15 protein-coding genes are annotated in these 18,740 nt (G+C 72.9%); 6 read left to right on the forward strand and 9 right to left on the reverse strand.

The window, feature by feature from the left end; all coding sequences use genetic code 11:
• Positions 1–133: 133 nt before the first annotated feature.
• The 3 genes from EAO76_RS38570 (at position 134) to idi (ending at position 3,188) form a co-directional block, all read left to right on the forward strand.
• Positions 134–1,072 carry a cation diffusion facilitator family transporter gene (locus EAO76_RS38570; protein ID WP_148840912.1) on the forward strand — a complete coding sequence of 313 codons (939 nt, stop codon included), beginning with the start codon at positions 134–136 and terminating at the stop codon, positions 1,070–1,072.
• 246 nt (positions 1,073–1,318) lie between these two features.
• Positions 1,319–2,446 (forward strand): GNAT family N-acetyltransferase, encoded by a 1,128-nt coding sequence (locus tag EAO76_RS38575; RefSeq protein ID WP_148840913.1) that lies wholly within the window; start codon positions 1,319–1,321, stop codon positions 2,444–2,446.
• Positions 2,447–2,594: 148 nt separating this feature from the next.
• A complete protein-coding gene (idi, locus tag EAO76_RS38580) occupies positions 2,595–3,188 on the forward strand; it encodes an isopentenyl-diphosphate Delta-isomerase (RefSeq protein ID WP_148840914.1) in 594 nt (197 codons plus the stop codon).
• 27 nt (positions 3,189–3,215) lie between these two features.
• Here idi and EAO76_RS38585 read toward each other — a convergent pair whose 3' ends face one another.
• Together EAO76_RS38585 and EAO76_RS38590 are read right to left on the reverse strand one after the other, a co-directional pair.
• Positions 3,216–3,671, reverse strand: a complete 456-nt coding sequence (locus EAO76_RS38585; protein ID WP_148840915.1) for an ATP-binding protein — start codon at positions 3,669–3,671, stop codon at positions 3,216–3,218.
• A gap of 134 nt (positions 3,672–3,805) precedes the next feature.
• Positions 3,806–4,462: an HdeD family acid-resistance protein gene (locus tag EAO76_RS38590; protein WP_148840916.1), complete on the reverse strand. Its 657-nt coding sequence runs from the start codon at positions 4,460–4,462 to the stop codon at positions 3,806–3,808.
• 80 nt (positions 4,463–4,542) lie between these two features.
• On the opposite strand from EAO76_RS38590, the gene EAO76_RS38595 reads away from it, so the two are divergent.
• Entirely contained in the window at positions 4,543–5,301 is a 759-nt protein-coding gene (locus tag EAO76_RS38595) for an enoyl-CoA hydratase/isomerase family protein (protein ID WP_148840917.1), read from the forward strand.
• 10 nt (positions 5,302–5,311) lie between these two features.
• On the opposite strand, the gene EAO76_RS38600 is transcribed toward EAO76_RS38595, so the two are convergent.
• Entirely contained in the window at positions 5,312–5,947 is a 636-nt protein-coding gene (locus tag EAO76_RS38600; protein WP_148840918.1) for a DJ-1/PfpI family protein, read from the reverse strand.
• A gap of 74 nt (positions 5,948–6,021) precedes the next feature.
• Positions 6,022–6,984 carry a GlxA family transcriptional regulator gene (locus EAO76_RS38605; protein WP_148840919.1) on the reverse strand — a complete coding sequence of 321 codons (963 nt, stop codon included), beginning with the start codon at positions 6,982–6,984 and terminating at the stop codon, positions 6,022–6,024.
• 174 nt (positions 6,985–7,158) lie between these two features.
• On the opposite strand from EAO76_RS38605, the gene EAO76_RS38610 reads away from it, so the two are divergent.
• Together EAO76_RS38610 and EAO76_RS38615 are read left to right on the forward strand one after the other, a co-directional pair.
• Positions 7,159–8,022, forward strand: coding sequence for an SCO6745 family protein (locus EAO76_RS38610; RefSeq protein WP_148840920.1), 864 nt, complete (start codon positions 7,159–7,161; stop codon positions 8,020–8,022).
• A gap of 174 nt (positions 8,023–8,196) precedes the next feature.
• The gene (locus EAO76_RS38615) at positions 8,197–10,584 is read left to right on the forward strand and encodes a Tex family protein (protein WP_148840921.1); all 2,388 of its coding nucleotides are present in this window, start codon (positions 8,197–8,199) and stop codon (positions 10,582–10,584) included.
• An 87-nt stretch (positions 10,585–10,671) separates the two neighbouring features.
• Here the strand turns inward: EAO76_RS38615 and EAO76_RS38620 are convergent, their stop codons facing one another.
• The 5 genes from EAO76_RS38620 to EAO76_RS38640 all read right to left on the reverse strand — a co-directional run bounded on the left by EAO76_RS38620 (position 10,672) and on the right by EAO76_RS38640 (position 18,522).
• Positions 10,672–11,880: an amidohydrolase family protein gene (locus EAO76_RS38620; protein ID WP_148840922.1), complete on the reverse strand. Its 1,209-nt coding sequence runs from the start codon at positions 11,878–11,880 to the stop codon at positions 10,672–10,674.
• A gap of 68 nt (positions 11,881–11,948) precedes the next feature.
• Entirely contained in the window at positions 11,949–13,424 is a 1,476-nt protein-coding gene (locus EAO76_RS38625; RefSeq protein ID WP_148840923.1) for a chlorohydrolase family protein, read from the reverse strand.
• 248 nt (positions 13,425–13,672) lie between these two features.
• Complete coding sequence (locus EAO76_RS38630) at positions 13,673–15,310, reverse strand: ABC-F family ATP-binding cassette domain-containing protein (RefSeq protein ID WP_148840924.1); 1,638 nt, start codon at positions 15,308–15,310, stop codon at positions 13,673–13,675.
• A gap of 48 nt (positions 15,311–15,358) precedes the next feature.
• The gene (locus tag EAO76_RS38635) at positions 15,359–17,128 is read right to left on the reverse strand and encodes a BCCT family transporter (RefSeq protein ID WP_262376129.1); all 1,770 of its coding nucleotides are present in this window, start codon (positions 17,126–17,128) and stop codon (positions 15,359–15,361) included.
• 74 nt (positions 17,129–17,202) lie between these two features.
• Complete coding sequence (locus tag EAO76_RS38640; RefSeq protein WP_148840925.1) at positions 17,203–18,522, reverse strand: M14 family metallocarboxypeptidase; 1,320 nt, start codon at positions 18,520–18,522, stop codon at positions 17,203–17,205.
• Between the last annotated feature and the right edge of the window lie 218 nt (positions 18,523–18,740).

Here is an 18,740-nt window from a genome sequence, read left to right on the forward strand (position 1 = left end):
ATTTCCGCAGGTCAGAGCATATGACAACGGTGTTCAGTACCGTGTTGCCACATACCCCCCACCCGTAGTTCACTGGCTGTGCCCGGCCCCCGATCGGGGGCCGGACCGACGAGACGACCGGGAGGCGTTTCCCATGGGGGCAGGGCACGACCACGGACACACACACGGCGGGCCGACCACCGGCACCGCGGCCGCCGCCCACCGCGGACGGTTGCGGATCGCGCTCTGCATCACACTCACCGTGATGGCCGTGGAGATCGTCGGCGGGGTGCTCTCCGACTCGCTCGCCCTGATCGCCGACGCGGCCCACATGGCGACCGACGCCCTGGGGCTGGGCATGGCGCTGCTGGCGATCCACTTCGCCAACCGGCCGGCCGGGCTCAACCGCACCTTCGGCTACGCCCGCGCCGAGATCCTCGCCGCCCTGGCCAACTGCCTGCTGCTGCTCGGGGTGGGCGGCTTCCTGCTCTTCGAGGCCGTCGAGCGCTTCATCACCCCGGCCGAGACCAGGAGCGGGCTGACCATCGTCTTCGCCCTCGTCGGCATGGCCGCCAACATCGTCTCGCTGTCGCTGCTGATGCGCGGGCAGCAGGAGAGCCTCAATGTGCGCGGCGCCTATCTGGAGGTGCTCGCGGACACGCTCGGTTCGTTGGCCGTGCTGGTCTCGGCGGGAATCATCCTGGCCACCGGCTGGCAGGCCGCCGACCCGATCGCCTCGCTGGTGATCGGCCTGATGATCATCCCCCGTACCGTGAAGCTGTTCCGGGAGACGCTCGACGTCCTGCTGGAGTCGGCGCCCAAGGGCGTGGACATGGCCGAGGTACGGGCCCACATCGTCGCCCTGCCCGGGGTGCTGGACGTCCACGACCTGCACGCCTGGACGATCACTTCGGGGATGCCGGTGCTCTCCGCCCATGTGGTGGTGAGCCAGGACATGCTCGACTCGGTCGGGCACGAGAAGCTCCTCCACGAACTGCAGGGCTGCCTCGGGGGCCACTTCGACGTGGAGCACTGCACGTTCCAGCTGGAGCCGAGCGGCCATGCCGAGCACGAGGCCGGGTTCTGCCACTGAGCCCTCACCCGGGGCCGGTGTAAAGTGCCCGCAGAGGCGTTCGAGCCTCCGCACTCGGAACAAGAGCCCGCGAGGAGAGCCCCGGAGGGGCCCTCGAAGAGAGGAGCTGAGGTTGATGACCGTCGCGACGGCGCCTTCCCGGCGCACCATCCGGTCCTTCCTCAACTCCCGGGTTCTCGGCTAGCGCCCCGACTCGCACCGGGTCGACACCGTTGGCCGGAGCCCTCGCACACAAGGGTTCCCACGTTGACCGACAACGATCACACCTTCCGTACCGAGACGTCTTCCTCCCCGGACCGGCAGGACTCCGGCTCCGACGCCGCCACCCGGCGTCTGCTGGAGCTCGCCGGCCCGCTGCCGCGCCGTCCGCGCGTGCTCGGCCTGGGCCGCGGTCCCGGCCGGGCCCTGCTGCCGCTCGCCGCGGAGGCCGGCGCCGAGGTGACCGCCGTCGACCCCCACCAGCCGTTCCTGGACGAACTGCGCGCGGCGGCCGACGCCCGGGGGCTCGGCGACCGTGTCCGCACCCTGCGGGCCGACACGGCCGGGCCGTCCGGCCCCGGCCTCCCGGACGGGTCGTTCGACCTCGTCCTGGCGGAGGGTGCCACGCACCTCACCGGTCTCGGCACCGCGCTGCGGGACTGGAAGCGGCTGCTCGCCCCGGGCGGCTCCCTCGTCCTCACCGACTGCGTCCAAACGACCGGCACACCGACGGCCGGGGCGCGTGCCTGCTCCGACCGGCGGCCCCCGGCACCGGGCATCGCGGCGGCGGTGGCGGCCGGCTACCACGTCCTGGGGTCGTCGGCGCGGCCCGACGACCACGGCGCGGAGCACGGCTGCGCCGTCCATGTGCTGCGTCCCGTCGATCCCCGGTGGCCGGCCAGGCCGGAGACCCCGGCGGACCGGGCCGCCGTGTTCGCGGTCAACGCGGCGGCGTTCCCCACCCCGGACGAAGCCGCGCTCGTGGACGCGCTGCGCGACGATCCGGCGGCCTGGCTGCCGGGGCTCGGCCACGTCGTGACGGACGGTCCGGACGGGGACGTGGTCGCGTACGCGCTGCTGACCCGGTGCCTGGTCGGTGACGCCCCGGCCCTGGCACTGGCCCCGGTGGCGACGGTCCCGGACCGTCAGCGGCGGGGAGCGGGCCGGGCCGCGGTACGGGCGGCGCTGGACGCGGCCCGGCTGCGCGGCGAGTCACTCGTTCTGGTGCTCGGACATCCCGAGTACTACCCGGCGTTCGGCTTCGTGCCGGCGTCGCGGTACGGGATCCGGCCGGGCTTCGACGTCCCCGACGAAGCGATGATGGCCCTGGTCCTCGACGGGTCGGTGCCGGTCCCGCGGGGCACGATCCACTACCCGGCCGCCTTCGGCGTCTGAGGCACCGTCCGGTCCCGTCGCACCACACCGGTGCGGCGGGGCCGGACATGCCAGACCCCGAAGTGCGGACAAGCGGCTTTTGTACGGCAGACTTGGCCGGACTCGACGGGACCGGCGCACGGGGCCGGGACCACAGCGAAGGATGGGTATGCCGACCACACCAGCCCCCTCGGCGAACAGCTCGTCGAACGGCACAGCAGAAGCGATCATGCTCGAACTGGTCGACGAGAACGGCACCACCATCGGCACGGAGGAGAAGCTCACCGCCCATCAGCCGCCCGGCCAACTGCACCGCGCCTTCTCCGTGTTCCTCTTCGACGAGCGGGGCCGGCTGCTGCTGCAGCGCCGCGCGCTCGGCAAGTACCACTCCCCCGGTGTCTGGTCGAACACCTGCTGCGGCCACCCCTACCCCGGTGAGGCGCCCTTCGCCGCCGCCGCCCGGCGCACGTACGAGGAGCTGGGAGTCTCCCCCTCGCTGCTGGCCGAGGCGGGCACGGTCCGCTACAACCACCCCGACCCGGCCTCCGGGCTGGTGGAGCAGGAGTTCAACCACCTCTTCGTGGGAATGGTGCAGGACCTGCCGCGGCCCGACCCGGAGGAGATCGGCGAGACCGTGTTCGTCACCGCCGACGAACTCGTCGAGCGGCACGCCCGGTCGCCGTTCTCGGCCTGGTTCATGACGGTGCTGGACGCCGCGCGTCCGGCGATCAGGGAGCTGACCGGACCGTCCGCCGGCTGGTGACGGGCGGACGGCACCGGGGGCGGGCGGTCAGGGCCGCGGGCTCAGCGGCAGGGCCGCCCAGATGATCTTCCCGCCGCCTGCGGTGTGTTCCACATCGCAGGCTCCGCCCGCCTCCCGGGTGATCTCCCGGACCAGCAGCAGGCCGCGCCCGCCGGTCTGTCCGTGGTCCGTCTCCAGCGCCGTCGGACGGTAGGGGTGGTTGTCCTCGACGGAGACCCTGACCCACTCCTCGCCGACGGCCACCTCGACGGCGAGCTCCGGCGAGAGCAACGCGGCGTGCTTCACCGCGTTGGTGACCAGTTCGGAGACGATGAGCAGCAGCCCCTCGGCGATGTCGTCGTCCACCGGTACGCCCTGGCGGTCCAGCAGATCGCGTACCGCGTGCCGGGCCCGCGGTACGGAGACGTCCACGGCCGGGGCGGTGAACCGCCAGACTCCCTCGTACGACACGGGCCGGGCGGGGACACTCCCGCGGCTCTCCATAGTCCGGTACCCGCTCTCCACTCGATGGTGACTGCACGTCGGGTACAGAGTGCGGGGCGTAGTCGGCCCGAGCCGTGCTACTGAACATAAGTCGACTTCTATTGACGGCTTTTGACCGGACAAGACCGAAAGAATCATTCCTTCGACCACTTGTGTCGCTCTTCCGACGGTGAGGCCGACGGCTCCCCGGTCACCCTCCGTTCCGACCGCCCCGGCTGCTCCGGGGTCATGGACTCCGAGACCATGGAGACGACGCGACGGCCGCCCAGCCCCGTCGCGAGCAGGCCGAGCCCGTCGAAGAGCAGCGCCAGCGAGAAGAAGAGCCCCAGGACGTAGAGGCTGCTGTGCGGCCAGTCGAAGAGCACCAGCAGCCCCAGCAGCAGCCCGAAGACCCCCTGCAGGAGCGTCCAGCCGAACTGCGGGCCGCGCACCACGACGCTGCCCACCAGGCGGAACACCCCGCCGGTCAGGAAGAGCAGCGCGGCGAACATGGTCAGCGCCTCGGCCGTGCCCTGCGGATGGCGGATGACGACGACCCCGGCGGCGATGTTCAGCGCGGCCACCACGACGCCGAGCCAGAAGTAGTTGGTGCCCCGGGAGTCGATGGCGTGCAGCAGCCCGACGAAGCCGCCGATCAGCAGCAGCCAGCCGAACAGGAGCATCGAGGTCAGCGTCGCGAGGCCGGTGTACACGAGGCCCACCAGACCGGCCACGACGAGCAGTGCGCCCAGGACGGCGAGCCGGCCGAAGCTGCGGCGCAGCCTCCGGCCCTCGGTTGCGGGATCGGCCATGGGAAGCTCCTCACGGTGCGTGCCTGGTCGGCGACCCCTTCTTGATCATAGGTTCGAACCGTACGGATAGCATCCGGCGCATGGACCGTACGGAACCCCGACTGGAGCACGGCGTCGCGAACGGCGTGGCCACCGTCGTCATCAGCAATCCCGCGAAACGCAACGCGATGACGGCCGCGATGTGGAGCGCGCTGCCCGTCCTGCTGGAGCGGCTGGCGGCCGACCCGGCGGTCCGGGTGCTGGTGCTGACCGGCGCCGGGGACACCTTCTGCGCCGGTGCGGACATCTCCTCGCTCCGGGAGGGGGCGGGCGATCCGCAGGCGCTCGCCGTGGCGGCCGAGGAGGCGCTGGCCGCGTTCCCCCGGCCGACCCTCGCGGTGGTCCGGGGCTACTGCGTGGGCGGCGGCAGCCAGCTCGCGGCCGCCTGCGACCTGCGGTTCGCGGCCGAGGGCGCGTCCTTCGGGGTCACCCCGGCCAAGCTCGGCATCGTGTACGCCGCCTCGTCGACCCGGCGGCTGGTGGCGCTGATCGGCCCGGCCGCGACGAAGCACCTGCTGTTCTCCGGCGAACTGATCGGGACCGCACGGGCGCTGCGGACCGGGCTGGTGGACGAGGTGCTGCCGGCCGACGGGCTGGACGAGCGGGTCGGGGCGTACACCGCGACCCTGGCGGCACGTTCGCAGCTGACCCAGGCGGCGGCGAAGGAGTTCGCCGCCGGACGCGAGGACCGGGACGCGTACTGGGCGGAGCAGGCGCGCCGCAGCGACGACACCGCGGAGGGTGTCGCCGCCTTCCTGGAGCGGCGCGCGCCCCGCTTCACCTGGACGACCGGGGCGTGACGGCCCGCCCCTACCGGAGCAGGTAGTGGCGCCGGGCGCGGAACTTCTCGACCAGGGCCGCCGGGGCCTTGTCCGGTGAGCCCGCGTCGTACGGCGGCCGCGGGTCGTACTCGGTCAGCAGCTGTACGGCCATGGCGTGCTCGTCGCCCTCGATCCGGCCGAGCAGGGTGAGCCCCATGTCGATGCCGGCGGAGACCCCGGCCGCCGTGACGTACTTGCCGTCGACGACGACGCGCTCGCCGGTCGGTTCGGCGCCGAAGGTCTTCAGCGCGTCCAGCAGGAGCCAGTGCGAGGTGGCGCGGCGCCCCGTCAGCAGCCCGGCCGCGGCGAGCAGCAGCGAACCGGTGCAGACCGAGGTGGTCCAGGTGCTGGTGGCGTCGGCGACGCGCAGCCAGTCGAGCAGCGCCTCGTTCTCCATCTGGTCCTGCTGGCCGGGGCCGCCGGGCACGATCACCACGTCCGGGGCCGGGACGTCGGCGAAGGTCCGGTCGGCGACGATCGCGAGGCTTCCGGTGTCGTTGCGCACGGGTCCGGGCCGTTCGGCGACGAACACGCTCTCGCCGCCGGGGATGCGGGCGAGCGTTTCGTGGGGCCCCACCGCGTCGAGTGCGGTGAAGCGGTCGTAGAGGACGATCGCGATCTGCATGGGAGTCCTTTCGGCGGTCGGCCACCGGCGGGATGCCGGTGGCCGGTGGTCGGCGGGGTGCCGGTGATCGACGGTCAGTGGTCGGCGGGGTGGGCGCGGAAGCGCCTGCGGTATTCGGCGGGGGCCGTGCCCAGGGCCTTGACGAAGGCGCGGCGCATGGCCTCCGGGGTGCCGTAGCCGCAGGCGCGCGAGATGCCGAGGACCCCGTCGGTGGTGTCCTCCAGCAGCCGGCGGGCCTGTTCGAGCCGTACGCCTTCGACGTAGCGGCCCGGGGTCAGGCCCGTCTCGGTCCGGAAGGCGCGGGCGAAGTGGCGGGGCGAGAGCCGGGCACGGGCGGCGAGCGCGCCGATCGAGAGGTCCTCGTCCGGGTGCTCGCTGATCCACCGCTGGACCTCGCGCAGCGGTTCGCGCCGGGCGGTCTGGGCGGTGAGCTGGGCGCTGAACTGCGCCTGGTTGCCGGGTCTGCGCAGGAAGACCACGAGGTGGCGGGCGATGGTCAGGGCGATCTCCCGGCCCCGGTCCTCCTCGACGAGGGCGAGGGCGAGATCGATGCCCGCGGTGACCCCGGCGGAGGTGGCCAGCCGACCGTCCCGTACGAAGATGGGGTCCGGGTCGACCTCGACGGCCGGGTGGGTGCGGGCGAGGTGGTCGCAGACCGTCCAGTGCGTGGTCACCCGGTGCCCGTCCAGCAGTCCGGCCGCGGCGAGCAGCAGTGCGCCCGTGCAGACGGAGACGAGGCGTTCGGCCCGCGGGGCGTTGTCCCGCAGCCAGTCGACGAGCGCCGGGGCGGGGGTGCGGGTGCCCTCCCCGCCCGGGACCAGCAGGGTGTGCGGCGCCCGCGCGCCGGCGAGGCCGCCGTCCGGGACCAGGAGCAGTCCGCTGCTCGTGCGGACCGGGGCGCCGTCGAGCGAGGCGGTGCGCAGTTCGTACCCGGCCCCGGGGAAATGGGAGGCCCCGGCGAAGACCTCCATCGGTCCGGTCACGTCGAGGCTCTGGACGCCGTCGTACAGGACGACGAGCACGGATCGCTGCGTCATGTCCACCATCCTGGGCGGCGCCGGGGCGCGGCCGCAATGACGAGAAACCCACCTTTCCTGCCATGCCGGGTCGCGGGGCGGGACGGTCCGGAGGCACCGGGCAGCGGGGTACCGAGGGGCGCCGGGCGGTCCGGGGGGTTACGGTGCGTACCGACCAGTCGGTAGCGTGCCTGCATGAGTACTCTTCCGCCACGCGCCGGACGCCGCTGCCACAACGCCATCAACCCGCTGCACTCGACGGTCTACTTCTCGCCGGACCTCGGCAAGGAGTTCGCGGAGCTCGGCATCGACGACTCGAGCGCCGTCTACTTCGCCACGCGTTCGGCGGCGATGGGCGCCGTCGGCCCGGGCACGGTCACCGCGGCCTTCTACAACTTCAACCACGAGCTCGTCGCCCGACACCTGCCCGCCGTGTGGTCCGTCGCCCCGCCGCGGGCGGCCCTGGAGGCCCGGCTGCGCGCGGCCGACTCCACGCTCCGGCGGCTGCTGGGCGAGGAAATCATCGCCTCCCCCGAGCTGGCCGAGGCGGCCGGGCTGGCGCTGCGCGCGGCCGAGGGGTGCACCCGACACGCCCGGCCGCTCTACGCCGCCCACGCCGACCTCCCGGTGCCCGAGGAGCCCCATCTGGCCTACTGGCACGCCGGCGCGCTGCTGCGCGAGCACCGCGGCGACGGCCACATCGCCGCGCTCCTGACCGCCGGGCTCGACCCGCTGGAGGCCCTGGTCAGCCACACGGCGACCGGCAAGGGGATGTCCCCCCGCTGGGTGCTCGCCAGCCGGGGCTGGCACCGCGACGACTGGGACGCCGCCCGCGAACGGCTGCGCGGGCGCGGACTCCTGGACGCCGAGGGCGAGTTGACCGAGGCGGGCGTCGCGCTCCGGGCGGAGCTGGAGGAGGCCACGGACCGGATGGACGCGGCACCGTACGAGCACCTGGGCGCGCAGGGCGTGGAGCGGCTCACCGAGCTGGCGCGCGGCTTCCTCCTCACGGCGGCGTCGGCGGGCGCGTTCCCGGCCGATCTGATCAGCAAGGGCTGACGCCCCGTCCCGGCCACGACGGGCGGCGCGGTGCCGCCGCCCGTCGTGGGCGTGGTCGTGGGCGGTCGTCCGGAGCGGCCGGGCGACACGGCGCCCGGCCACCCGGCACAATGCAGGCGGAGGGGCCCCGCCCCGGTAAGCACAGCCCGTACGAGAAGGCGAGTCGGTAGAACCGTGACGACGTCCATCGAAGGCAGGATCGCCGAGGAGCTCGGCGTACGCGAACGGCAGGTGAAGGCGGCCGTCGAGCTGCTCGACGGCGGTTCGACCGTGCCGTTCATCGCGCGTTACCGCAAGGAAGCGACCGAGATGCTCGACGACGCGCAGCTGCGCACGTTGGAGGAGCGGCTGCGGTATCTGCGGGAACTGGAGGACCGCCGGGCGGCGATCCTCGACTCCGTGCGCGAGCAGGGCAAGCTGGACGAGGCCCTGGAGGCGCAGATCCGGGCCGCCGGGACCAAGGCACGGCTCGAGGACATCTACCTGCCGTTCAAGCCCAAGCGGCGCACGAAGGCGCAGATCGCCCGGGAGGCGGGGCTCGAACCGCTCGCCGACGGCCTGCTCGGCGACCCCTCGGTGGATCCGCTCGCCGCTGCCGCCGCCTTCGTCGACGCCGACAAGGGGGTCGCGGACGGCGCGGCCGCGCTGGAAGGCGCGCGCGCCATCCTCACCGAGCGGTTCTCCGAGGACGCGGACCTGATCGGCGAGCTGCGCGAGCGCATGTGGACGCGCGGGCGGCTGGCCGCCAAGGTGCGGGAGGGCAAGGAGGAGGCGGGGGCGAAGTTCGCCGACTACTTCGACTTCGCCGAGCCGTTCACCGAGCTGCCCTCGCACCGGGTGCTCGCGATGCTCCGGGGCGAGAAGGAGGACGTGCTCGACCTGGTCCTGGAGCCGGAGGAGCCGTCCGAAACCCCCGGCCCCTCGACGTACGAGAGCATGGTCGCCCGGCGCTTCGGGGTGAGCGACCGGGGCCGTCCCGGCGACAAGTGGCTCGGCGACACCGTGCGCTGGGCCTGGCGGACCCGCATCCTGGTGCACCTCGGCATCGACCTGCGGCTGCGGCTGCGCACGGCCGCGGAGGACGAGGCGGTGCGTGTCTTCGCGTCGAACCTGCGCGACCTGCTGCTGGCCGCGCCGGCCGGGACGCGGGCCACGCTCGGGCTCGACCCCGGTTTCCGCACCGGTGTGAAGGTCGCCGTCGTCGACGCGACCGGCAAGGTCGTCGCGACGGACGTCATCCACCCGCATGTGCCCGCGAACAAGTGGGACCAGTCGCTGGCCGCGCTGGAGCGGCTGGCGAAGGCCCACGACGTCGACCTGATCGCGATCGGCAACGGCACCGCGTCCCGCGAGACCGACAAGCTCGCCGGTGAACTCATCGACAAGCACCCGGAGTTGAAGCTCACCAAGGTGATGGTGTCGGAGGCGGGTGCTTCGGTGTACTCGGCGTCGGCCTTCGCCTCGCAGGAACTCCCCGACATGGACGTGTCGTTGCGCGGCGCCGTCTCCATCGCGCGGCGGCTGCAGGACCCCCTCGCCGAGCTGGTGAAGATCGACCCGAAGTCGATCGGTGTCGGCCAGTACCAGCACGACCTGTCCGAGGTGAAGCTGTCGCGCTCGCTGGACGCGGTCGTCGAGGACTGTGTGAACGGTGTCGGTGTCGACGTCAACACGGCTTCCGCGCCACTGCTCTCGCGGGTGTCCGGGATCAGCTCGGGGCTCGCGGAGAACATCGTCGCGCACCGCGACGCCAACGGCCCCTTCCGGTCCCGCAAGTCGCTCAAGGACGTGACGCGGCTGGGCCCGAAGGCGTACGAGCAGTGCGCGGGCTTCCTGCGCATCCGGGGCGACGACCCGCTGGACGCCTCCAGCGTGCACCCGGAGGCGTACCCGGTGGTGCGGGCGATGGTGAAGCGGACGGGCGGCGACGTCGCCTCGCTGATCGGCAACACGGGTGTGCTGCGGTCGCTGCGGGCCGACGACTTCGTGGACGAGAAGTTCGGTCTGCCGACGGTCACCGACATCCTGAGGGAGCTGGAGAAGCCGGGCCGCGACCCGCGTCCGGCGTTCCGCACGGCCACCTTCAAGGAGGGCGTCGAGAAGATCGGCGACCTGGCGGCCGGGATGGTGCTGGAGGGCGTCGTCACCAACGTCGCGGCGTTCGGCGCGTTCGTGGACGTCGGCGTGCACCAGGACGGTCTGGTGCACGTGTCGGCGATGTCGCGGACGTTCGTGAAGGACCCGCGGGACGTCGTGAAGCCGGGCGACATCGTGAAGGTCAAGGTCATGGACGTCGACATCCCGCGGAAGCGGATCTCGTTGACGCTGCGGCTGGACGACGGGGCGGCGGGTCCGGCGGCCCCGGGCGGCGAGCGGGGCGGACGCCCGCCCCGCCAGCGCCAGGGGCAGGGCGGCGGCGAGCGGCGCGGTGGTCAGGGACGCGAGCGGCGCGGCGGCGGCGCGCCCGCCCGTCCGGCCCCGGCGCCGGTGAACAGCGCGATGGCGGACGCCCTGCGGCGGGCCGGGCTGGCCGATCCGGAGCAGGGCGGCAGGAAGCGGTGACGGGGCGGGAGGGGCGCGCCCGCGGCGTGTCCCTCCCCCCGGTCCCGGCCGGTCCCCCGACGCGGAGGGGCCGGCCGTCCCGGTCGGTCAGCCGACGAGTTCCAGGCCGTCGGCGACGACCCGGCCCGCGTGCAGGACCGTGCGGTCGCCGCTGCGGTCCATGACTGCGGACGTCACCGTCTCGCCCTCGACCAGCAGCAGGTCGGCGGCGTCGCCCACGGCGACGCCGGGGCGGTCGGCGACTGAGCTCAGGCGCGGCAGGTCCGGGTGGAGGATCGAGGCGCCGCCGCGGCCGGCGACGGCCACGCAGTGCTCGATCAGTTCGTCGGCGCGGTAGCGGTTGGTGAAGGCCAGCTGCCAGGTCCGGTCCAGCATGTCCCCGTTGCCGTAGGGCGACCAGAAGTCGCGCTGGCCGTCCTCGCCCAGGCCCACGCGCACACCGGCGGCCGTCAGTTCGGCCAGGGGCAGGGCCCGGTGCTGGGCGGGGGCCACGGTCGCCATCGCGATGTCCAGTTCCGCGAACTCCTCGACGAGCCGTCGTGTCGTCGCCTCGTCCACGCCGCCGAGGTCGTACGCGTGCGAGATCGTCACCCGGCCGGCCATGTCGAGGGCGCGCACCCGTTCCAGGATGAGGTCGACGCTGAACACGCCCAGCGCACCGGGTTCGTGGAGGTGGACGTCGATCGGTGCCCGGTGGCGCTCGGCGAGGCCGAAGAGGACGTCCAGGTGGCGCACCGGGTCCCGGTCCAGGGTGCAGGGGTCGATGCCGCCGACGACGGCCGCGCCCGCGGACAGCGCCCGGTCCATCAGTTCCGGCACGCCCTTCTCCTTGAGCAGGCCGGCCTGCGGGAAGGCCATGATCTCGACCTCGCACCGGCCGGCGTGCGCCTCCTTGGCGGCGAGGACGCCCTCGAACCGCTCCAGTCCGCAGTCCGCGTCGATCTGCGCGTAGCTGCGGACCCGGGTCGTGCCGCGTTCGATCATGCGGCCCAGGGTGTGCGTGGCCCGTTCGGCGACGCTCCACTCGTCCTCGCGCCAGTGGGCGCGGTCGTTCATGGTCATGGCCCAGACGCCGGGGCCTCCGGTGTGGGGGCGGAAGGGCAGGCCGATCCGGGTGGAGTCCAGGTGGCAGTGGACGTCGGAGAACGACGGCAGGGCGAGCCGGCCCCGCCCCGCCACGGTGTCGTCGGCCGTGGCGCGGTCCGGGTCGTGCGGAACGAGCGCGGTGATCGTGCCGTTCCCGATCTCGATGTCGCACGGCTCGCCGCCCCAGGGACGGACGTTCGTGATCAGCATGGGGTGTCTCTCCTTCGGTCCGGGGTGCCGGCCCTCGGGGCCGGGGCGGGGAGCGCCGGGCGGTCCGCTCACACGGATGGTTCCTGGAACGGCGGGAACGTCGGCGGGAACAGCTCCGCGGTGTCGCGGCGGAGCAGGTCGCGCTCGCTGTACGCGGCGCGCATCCGGTCGAACAGTTCCTGGGCGCGGCGGCGCAGGTTCGCCAGGTCGATGCCGGGGATCCGGCCGTCGGTCAGGACCGGGCGTCCCGCCACGACGGAGTGACTGGCCTGCCGGGCGGTGCCGTTGAGCAGGAAGGTGCGGACGGGGTCGTCCTGGACGCCGTCGCGGATGTCGTCCAGCCGGAACGCGACGAGGTCGGCCTGCGCGCCCGGTTCCAGCCGCCCGAGGTCGGTGCGGCCGAGCGCGCGGGCACCGCCGAGGGTGGCCGCCTCGACATAGCGTTCGGCGGGCGCCGCGTCGGCGCGGCCGTCGACGACCTTCGCGAGGTGGACGCCGAGGTCCATGCCCCGGATCAGGTCCGGCGGGAAGGAGTCGGTGCCCAGGCAGAGGTTGACGCCCGCGCGCCGGTACGCGTCGAAGGAGTGCAGGACCTGTCCGTAGCGCAGCGAGGTCTGCGGGCAGTGGACGACCGAGACGCCCGCGGCGGCGAGGGTCGCCAGGTCGCCGCGGTCCTCGCCGTGCACGTCGGGGTGCCGGTCGATCACGATGCCGTGCGGCACGAGGAGCCGGGTGTCCAGCAGCCCGGTGCGCTCCAGCAGGCGCAGCGGGGTGGTGCCGTGCAGTTCCCGTACGAGGTTCCGTTCGGTCGTGCCCTGGAGGCAGTGCAGTCGTACGAGGGCGTCGCGCCGCCGGGCGGCATCGGCGGTCTCCCGCAGGAGTTCCACCGTGAGCGTCTCGATGCGGCACGGCAGCAGCACCCCGTTGACCAGCGGGTCGGCCAGCGCGGCCGTGTGGTCGAGGAAGCGCAGGGCGTCCCGCAGCCCCGCGCGGCCGCGTTCCTCGTCGAACTCGACGCCCCGGCCGCCGTCGGGCAGTGTCACGTTGACGCCGGAGCGGTAGGCGGGTCCCAGGTAGCCCCGCAGGCCGATCCGCCGGGACGTCTCCGCCATGTCGACGAGTTCGTCGTACGGCTCGGCCCAGGCGCTGTGGATCTCCGACGCGATGGGCATGTAGGTGGTGATGCCGTGCAGTGCCAGCTGGACGAGCGCGTACTCGCGGACGGTGGCCCGTTCCGCGGGTGTGAAGACGTCGCGGCGCCGGTCGGTGAAGTACTCCCGCGACCAGAGGAGTCCGCCGTCGCGTTCCGGCGCCGCCCACGAGTCCAGGACGAGGTGGTCGATGTCGGTGAGGGCGTCCAGGTCGATGAGGCCGGGCATCACCAGCGCCTCGCCGAGGTCCAGTTCCTCGTCCACCGGGCCGTCGTACCGCGTCCCGACGTACACGATCGTGTCCCCGTCCCACACGATCTCGCCGTCGCGCAGCAGCGCGTGGGTTCCGTCGCGGTGGGCGAGGACGTGGGCGGCGCGCCAGCGGGTTCGCACGGGGGTCTCCTGCGGATGCGGTGTCAGGACCGTTCCGGCCGGATGGCGGTCCACGGCTGAACCGACACTAACACTTGGCATACCAAAACCGGGCACCCCGGAATGGCATGCCCACGCGACCAGGGGTTTCCCGCCACTCAAAGCGGATTCAGCCGGGGCGACCATCCATTTGGCATACCAACTGGGCGTACGAGGGGCCGCCTCGTTCCTCGGCCCGGCGGGCCGGGGACGACGCCCCGGCCCGGACCTCAGACCTCGGTCACCTTCCCCGCCGCCACCTCGACGCGCCGTGTCGTGCGCACGGCGTCCAGCATCCGCCGGTCGTGCGTGACCAGCAGGAGCGTTCCCGGGTACGACTCCAGCGCCGATTCCAGCTGCTCGATCGCGGGCAGGTCGAGGTGGTTCGTCGGCTCGTCGAGCACGAGGAGGTTGACGCCCCTGCCCTGGAGCAGGGCGAGGGCGGCCCTGGTGCGCTCGCCCGGGGAGAGGGTCGTCGCGGAGCGCGTCACGTGGTCCGCGCGCAGGCCGAACTTGGCGAGCAGCGTGCGCACCTCGGCCGGTTCGGTGTCGGGCACGGCCGCGCAGAACGCCTCCAGCAGCGATTCCGTGCCGTGGAAGAGCTTGCGCGCCTGGTCGACCTCGCCGACCACCACGCCCGAACCGAGCGTCGCGTGGCCGGAGTCCAGCGGGAGGCGGCCGAGCAGCGCGGCGAGGAGCGTGGACTTGCCCGATCCGTTGGCGCCGGTGATGGCGACCCGGTCCGCCCAGTCGATCTGCAGCGACGCCGGTCCGAAGACGAAGTCGCCGCGCACGGCCCGCGCCTCGCGCAGGGTCGCGACGACCGAGCCCGAGCGGGGCGCGGCGGCGATCTCCATCCGCAGCTCCCACTCCTTGCGCGGTTCCTCGACGACGTCGAGCCGTTCGATCATGCGCTGGGTCTGCCGCGCCTTGGCGGCCTGCTTCTCGCTCGACTCGCTGCGGAACTTGCGGCCGATCTTGTCGGAGTCGGTGGCCTTGCGGCGGGCGTTCTTGACGCCCTTCTCCATCCAGGCCCGCTGGGTCTGGGCGCGCCCTTCGAGGGCGGCACGCTTGTCGGCGTACTCCTCGTACTCCTCGCGGGCGTGCCGGCGGGCGCGCTCGCGCTCCTCCAGGTAGGCCGCGTATCCGCCGCCGTACAGGTTGATCTGCTGCTGCGCCAGGTCCAGTTCGAGGACCTTGGTGACCGTGCGCATCAGGAATTCGCGGTCGTGGCTGATGACCACGGTGCCCGAGCGCAGCCCGGAGACGTAGCGCTCCAGCCGTTCCAGTCCGTCCAGGTCGAGGTCGTTGGTGGGTTCGTCCAGCAGGAAGACGTCGTAGCGGGAGAGCAGGAGGGAGGCCAGACCCGCGCGGGCGGCCTGGCCGCCGGAGAGCGCGGTCATCGGCAGGTCGAGCCCGACGGTCAGTCCGAGGTCGTCCGCGACCTCGGCGGCGCGCTCGTCCAGGTCGGCGCCGCCGAGGGACAGCCAGCGCTCCAGGGTCTCGGCGTACGCGTCGTCCGCGCCCGGGGTCCCGTCGACGAGGCCCTGCGTCGCGGCGTCCATCGCGGCCTGCGCATCGGCGACCCCGGTGCGGCGGGCCAGGAACTCCCGCACCGTCTCGCCCGGCCGCCGCTCCGGCTCCTGCGGGAGGTGGCCGACGGTGGCGGTGGGCGGGGAGAGCCGCAGCTCGCCCTCCTCCGGCCGGTCGAGTCCGGCGAGCAGCCGGAGGAGGGACGATTTGCCGGCTCCGTTGACTCCGACGAGACCGATCACGTCCCCGGGCGCGACGACGAGGTCGAGTCCGGCGAAGAGCGTGCGGTCGCCGTGTCCGGCGGCGAGATCCTTGGCGACGAGAGTGGCAGTCATCAGGGTGCCGATCCTAAGGGCTGCCCCGTGCCCGACGACGTGCGGCCGTCAGCCGCCCGGGGTCTTCGCGGGGCCGGAGGAGGCTTCCGGCGGGGGTGTGCCGCGGTCGTGGAGTCCGGTGGTGATCCGGCTGCCGCCGGGGCCGATCCGGATCTCGAAGTCGCCGGCGTACTTCGCGTGCCCCTCGATGACCGCGGACTCCACGGCCTCCACGCCGAATTCGCGCCGTACGATCAGCGGGTCCTGGCGCAGGTCCCGCATCAGTGCCACGCACATGCCGATCATCACGAGGGTGAACGGCGCGGCGACCAGGATCGTCAGGTTCTGGAGTCCGGCGAGGGCGTCGCCCTCGCCGTTGCCGATGAGCAGCATGATCGCGGCCACCGCGCCGGTGGTCACGCCCCAGAAGACGACGACCCACCTGGCCGGTTCGAGGACGCCCTTCTGGGAGAGGGTGCCCATGACGATGGAGGCGGCGTCCGCGCCCGAGACGAAGAAGATGCCGACCAGGATCATCACCACCAGGCTCATCGCCGTGGCGAGCGGGAACTGCTGGAGCACTCCGAAGAGCTGGGCCTCCTGGGTGACGGCGCCGCCGAGCTCGCCCGCCTCCTGGAGGTGGATCGCCGTACCGCCGAAGACCGCGAACCAGACCAGGCTGACGGCGCTGGGCACCAGGATGACCCCGCCGATGAACTGCCGGATCGTCCGGCCGCGGCTGATGCGGGCGATGAACATGCCGACGAAGGGCGTCCAGGAGATCCACCAGGCCCAGTAGAAGACGGTCCAGCTGCCGAGCCATTCGGCCACGTCGCCCCCGCCGGTGGCCTCGGTGCGCCCGGCGAGCTGGGCCAGGTTGCCGAAGTAGGCGGCGATCGAGGTGGGCAGCAGGTCGAGCACGATGATGGTGGGGCCCGCGACGAAGACGAAGACGGCCAGGAACAGGGCCAGCACCATGTTGGTGTTGGAGAGCCACTGGATGCCCTTCTCGACGCCGGAGACCGCCGAGGCGACGAAGGCGACGGTCAGGACCGCGATGATCAGGACCAGGAGTCCGGTGCCGGTCTTCTCCTTCCAGTTCAGTTCGTGGAAGCCGCTGCCGATCTGGAGGGCGCCGAGGCCCAGGGAGGCGGCGGAGCCGAAGAGCGTCGCGAAGATGGCGAGGATGTCGATCAGCCGGCCGATCCCGCCGTGCGCGTGCCGGGCGCCGATGAGCGGCTCGAAGACGGCGCTGATCGTCTGCCGCCTGCGGCGCCGGAAGGTGCTGTACGCGATGGCCAGGCCGACGACGGCGTAGATCGCCCAGGGGTGGAGGGTCCAGTGGAAGAGGGTGGTGGCCATCGCCGTCTGCATCGCATCGGCGGCGTCGGCGGGATGGGTGCCGGGCGGCGGGGCGGTGAAGTGGGCGAGCGGCTCGCTGACCCCGTAGAACATCAGGCCGATGCCCATGCCCGCGCTGAACATCATGGCGACCCAGGACACCGTACGGAACTCGGGCTCCTCCCCCTCCTGGCCGAGGGAGATGTTGCCGTAGCGGCTGATGGCGAGCCAGAGGGCGAAGACGACGAAGCCGGAAGCGGCCAGCATGAAGGCCCAGCCGCCGTTGTGGATCAGGCCGTTGAGCATGGAGCTGGAGATCTTCTCCAGCGAGTCGGTGGCGGTGGCTCCCCACACCACGAAGGCGAGGGTGAGGACGGCGGTGACGCCGAACACCACCCGGTCCGTCCTGGGGTGCCGGTTCCGGTCCGGGTCGCCGAGGAGGTCCGCCGTCACCGGCAGATCCCCCCGGCCGCCCGTTCTCTGTTCGTCCTGCGACACGAATGGCACCTTTCACGGAAGCTCTTTTTTCGCTCTCCGTAGGCAGTACCACACGCGGCGCTCATCTCATGGGATCAACAAGCGGTATCGACTTGACCGTTTGTGAGGTGATATGTCGCCCTCCCGTCCAGGAGGAGGGGGATCAGACCGCGGGCCGACTGCCGCATCGGTACGTACGCTCCGTCACCGTCGCGCCGGGAGGCGACGCCGTGCAGCGCGAGTTCGTCCCCGACCTCGTCGAACTGCTCCCGGGTGAGCCGGTATCCGCACGGCGGGTCCCGGAGGACGCGGTCCGGTTCGGGCGCCTGGTTGTCGGCGCCGCCGAGGTACACCGGCCCCCGGTCCCGGAGGCCCTGCGCGCGGGACGCGGCGGTGGCGGCCCCGATCCTGCCGCGGCGCCCGTCGGCGAACTCGAACAGTCCGTCGAGCGCGGCGAGTTGGGAGTCGACACGGCGTCGCCGGTTGAGCGCGGGGTCGTTCTTCTCGGCGTCGCTCAGCGCGTCGACGCGGGATTCGACGAGGATGCCGACGGCGTGCTTGAGCCCGGAGGTGTTGCGCAGGATGCGTTCCTGTCCGTCGCCCGCGGTCTGCTTGACCGGGTCCCCGGTGACCGGGTCGGTCCAGATGCCGTAGACGCCGCTGCCGTATCCGGCCTCCGCGGCGGCGGGCCGTACGTAACGGTCGGCCAGGGTCCGCGACTCGCCGTGCACCCCGGCGGAGACGTTGAGGTTGCGGGGCCACAGGACGAACAGGTCCTTGTCGTAGTACGGCGGGGTGGCGCCGTACTCGTGCAGGTCGTGGATGACGTCGGGCCTCCGGTCCCGGACGACCGCCGCGACGGCACGGGCCTCGGCGGTCCGCAGCGCGAGGTGGTCACGGTTGATGTCGACGCCGTCGGAATTGCCGCGGGTGCCGGCGGCGCGCCCGTCCGGGTTGGCGGTGGGGACGACGAGGACGTTCGTGCGGGAGAGGAAGGCGCGGGTCGCCGGGTCCCGGGCGTACGCCAGGTCGCGGACGGTGGTCAGGCATGCCTCGCGGCCGGCCGGTTCGTCGCCGTGCTGGCTGCAGATCAGCAGCACCGTGCCGGTGGCCCGCCGGTCGCCGATCCGGACCAGTCGGAGCGGGCGGCCCTGCTCCGTCGTGCCGATCCGGTCGACGCGGACCCGGTCGCTGCCCCGGTCGACGGCGGCCAGGAAGGACTGCTCCTCCGCCAGTCCGGTCCAGCGGGCCCCGCCGCCGGCCTCGAAGCCGGTGCGGGGCGGGACGGTCGCCGCTCCGGCCGGYGCGGGGACCAGGGGCACGGCCAGTACGGCGGCCGCCAGCGCCAGCAGCGCGTTGCGGCAAGCGGAGGGGATACGGGCGTTCGTGGGCGGGTGTCCCGCGCGCGTCGGCATGGGCGGAAGGTACCCCGGGCGGCTCCCGCGCGACAGGGGGCGCTCTCCCGCGGGACCGAGGGTGCCCCCATCGGCGGATCCGGCGTGATCATGATGCGAAAGCCTCTTGCCGTCGTGGCGGCCCCATGGCGATCGTGTGACAGCGACCGTCGTGGACACGACCAGTACGGCAGTCGCTGCGTAGTGTCGGCCTGACGGTTCGAAAGATCATTCGCCCC

It is taken from the genome of Streptomyces sp. sk2.1 (assembly GCF_008120935.1).
GTDB lineage: Bacteria > Actinomycetota > Actinomycetes > Streptomycetales > Streptomycetaceae > Streptomyces.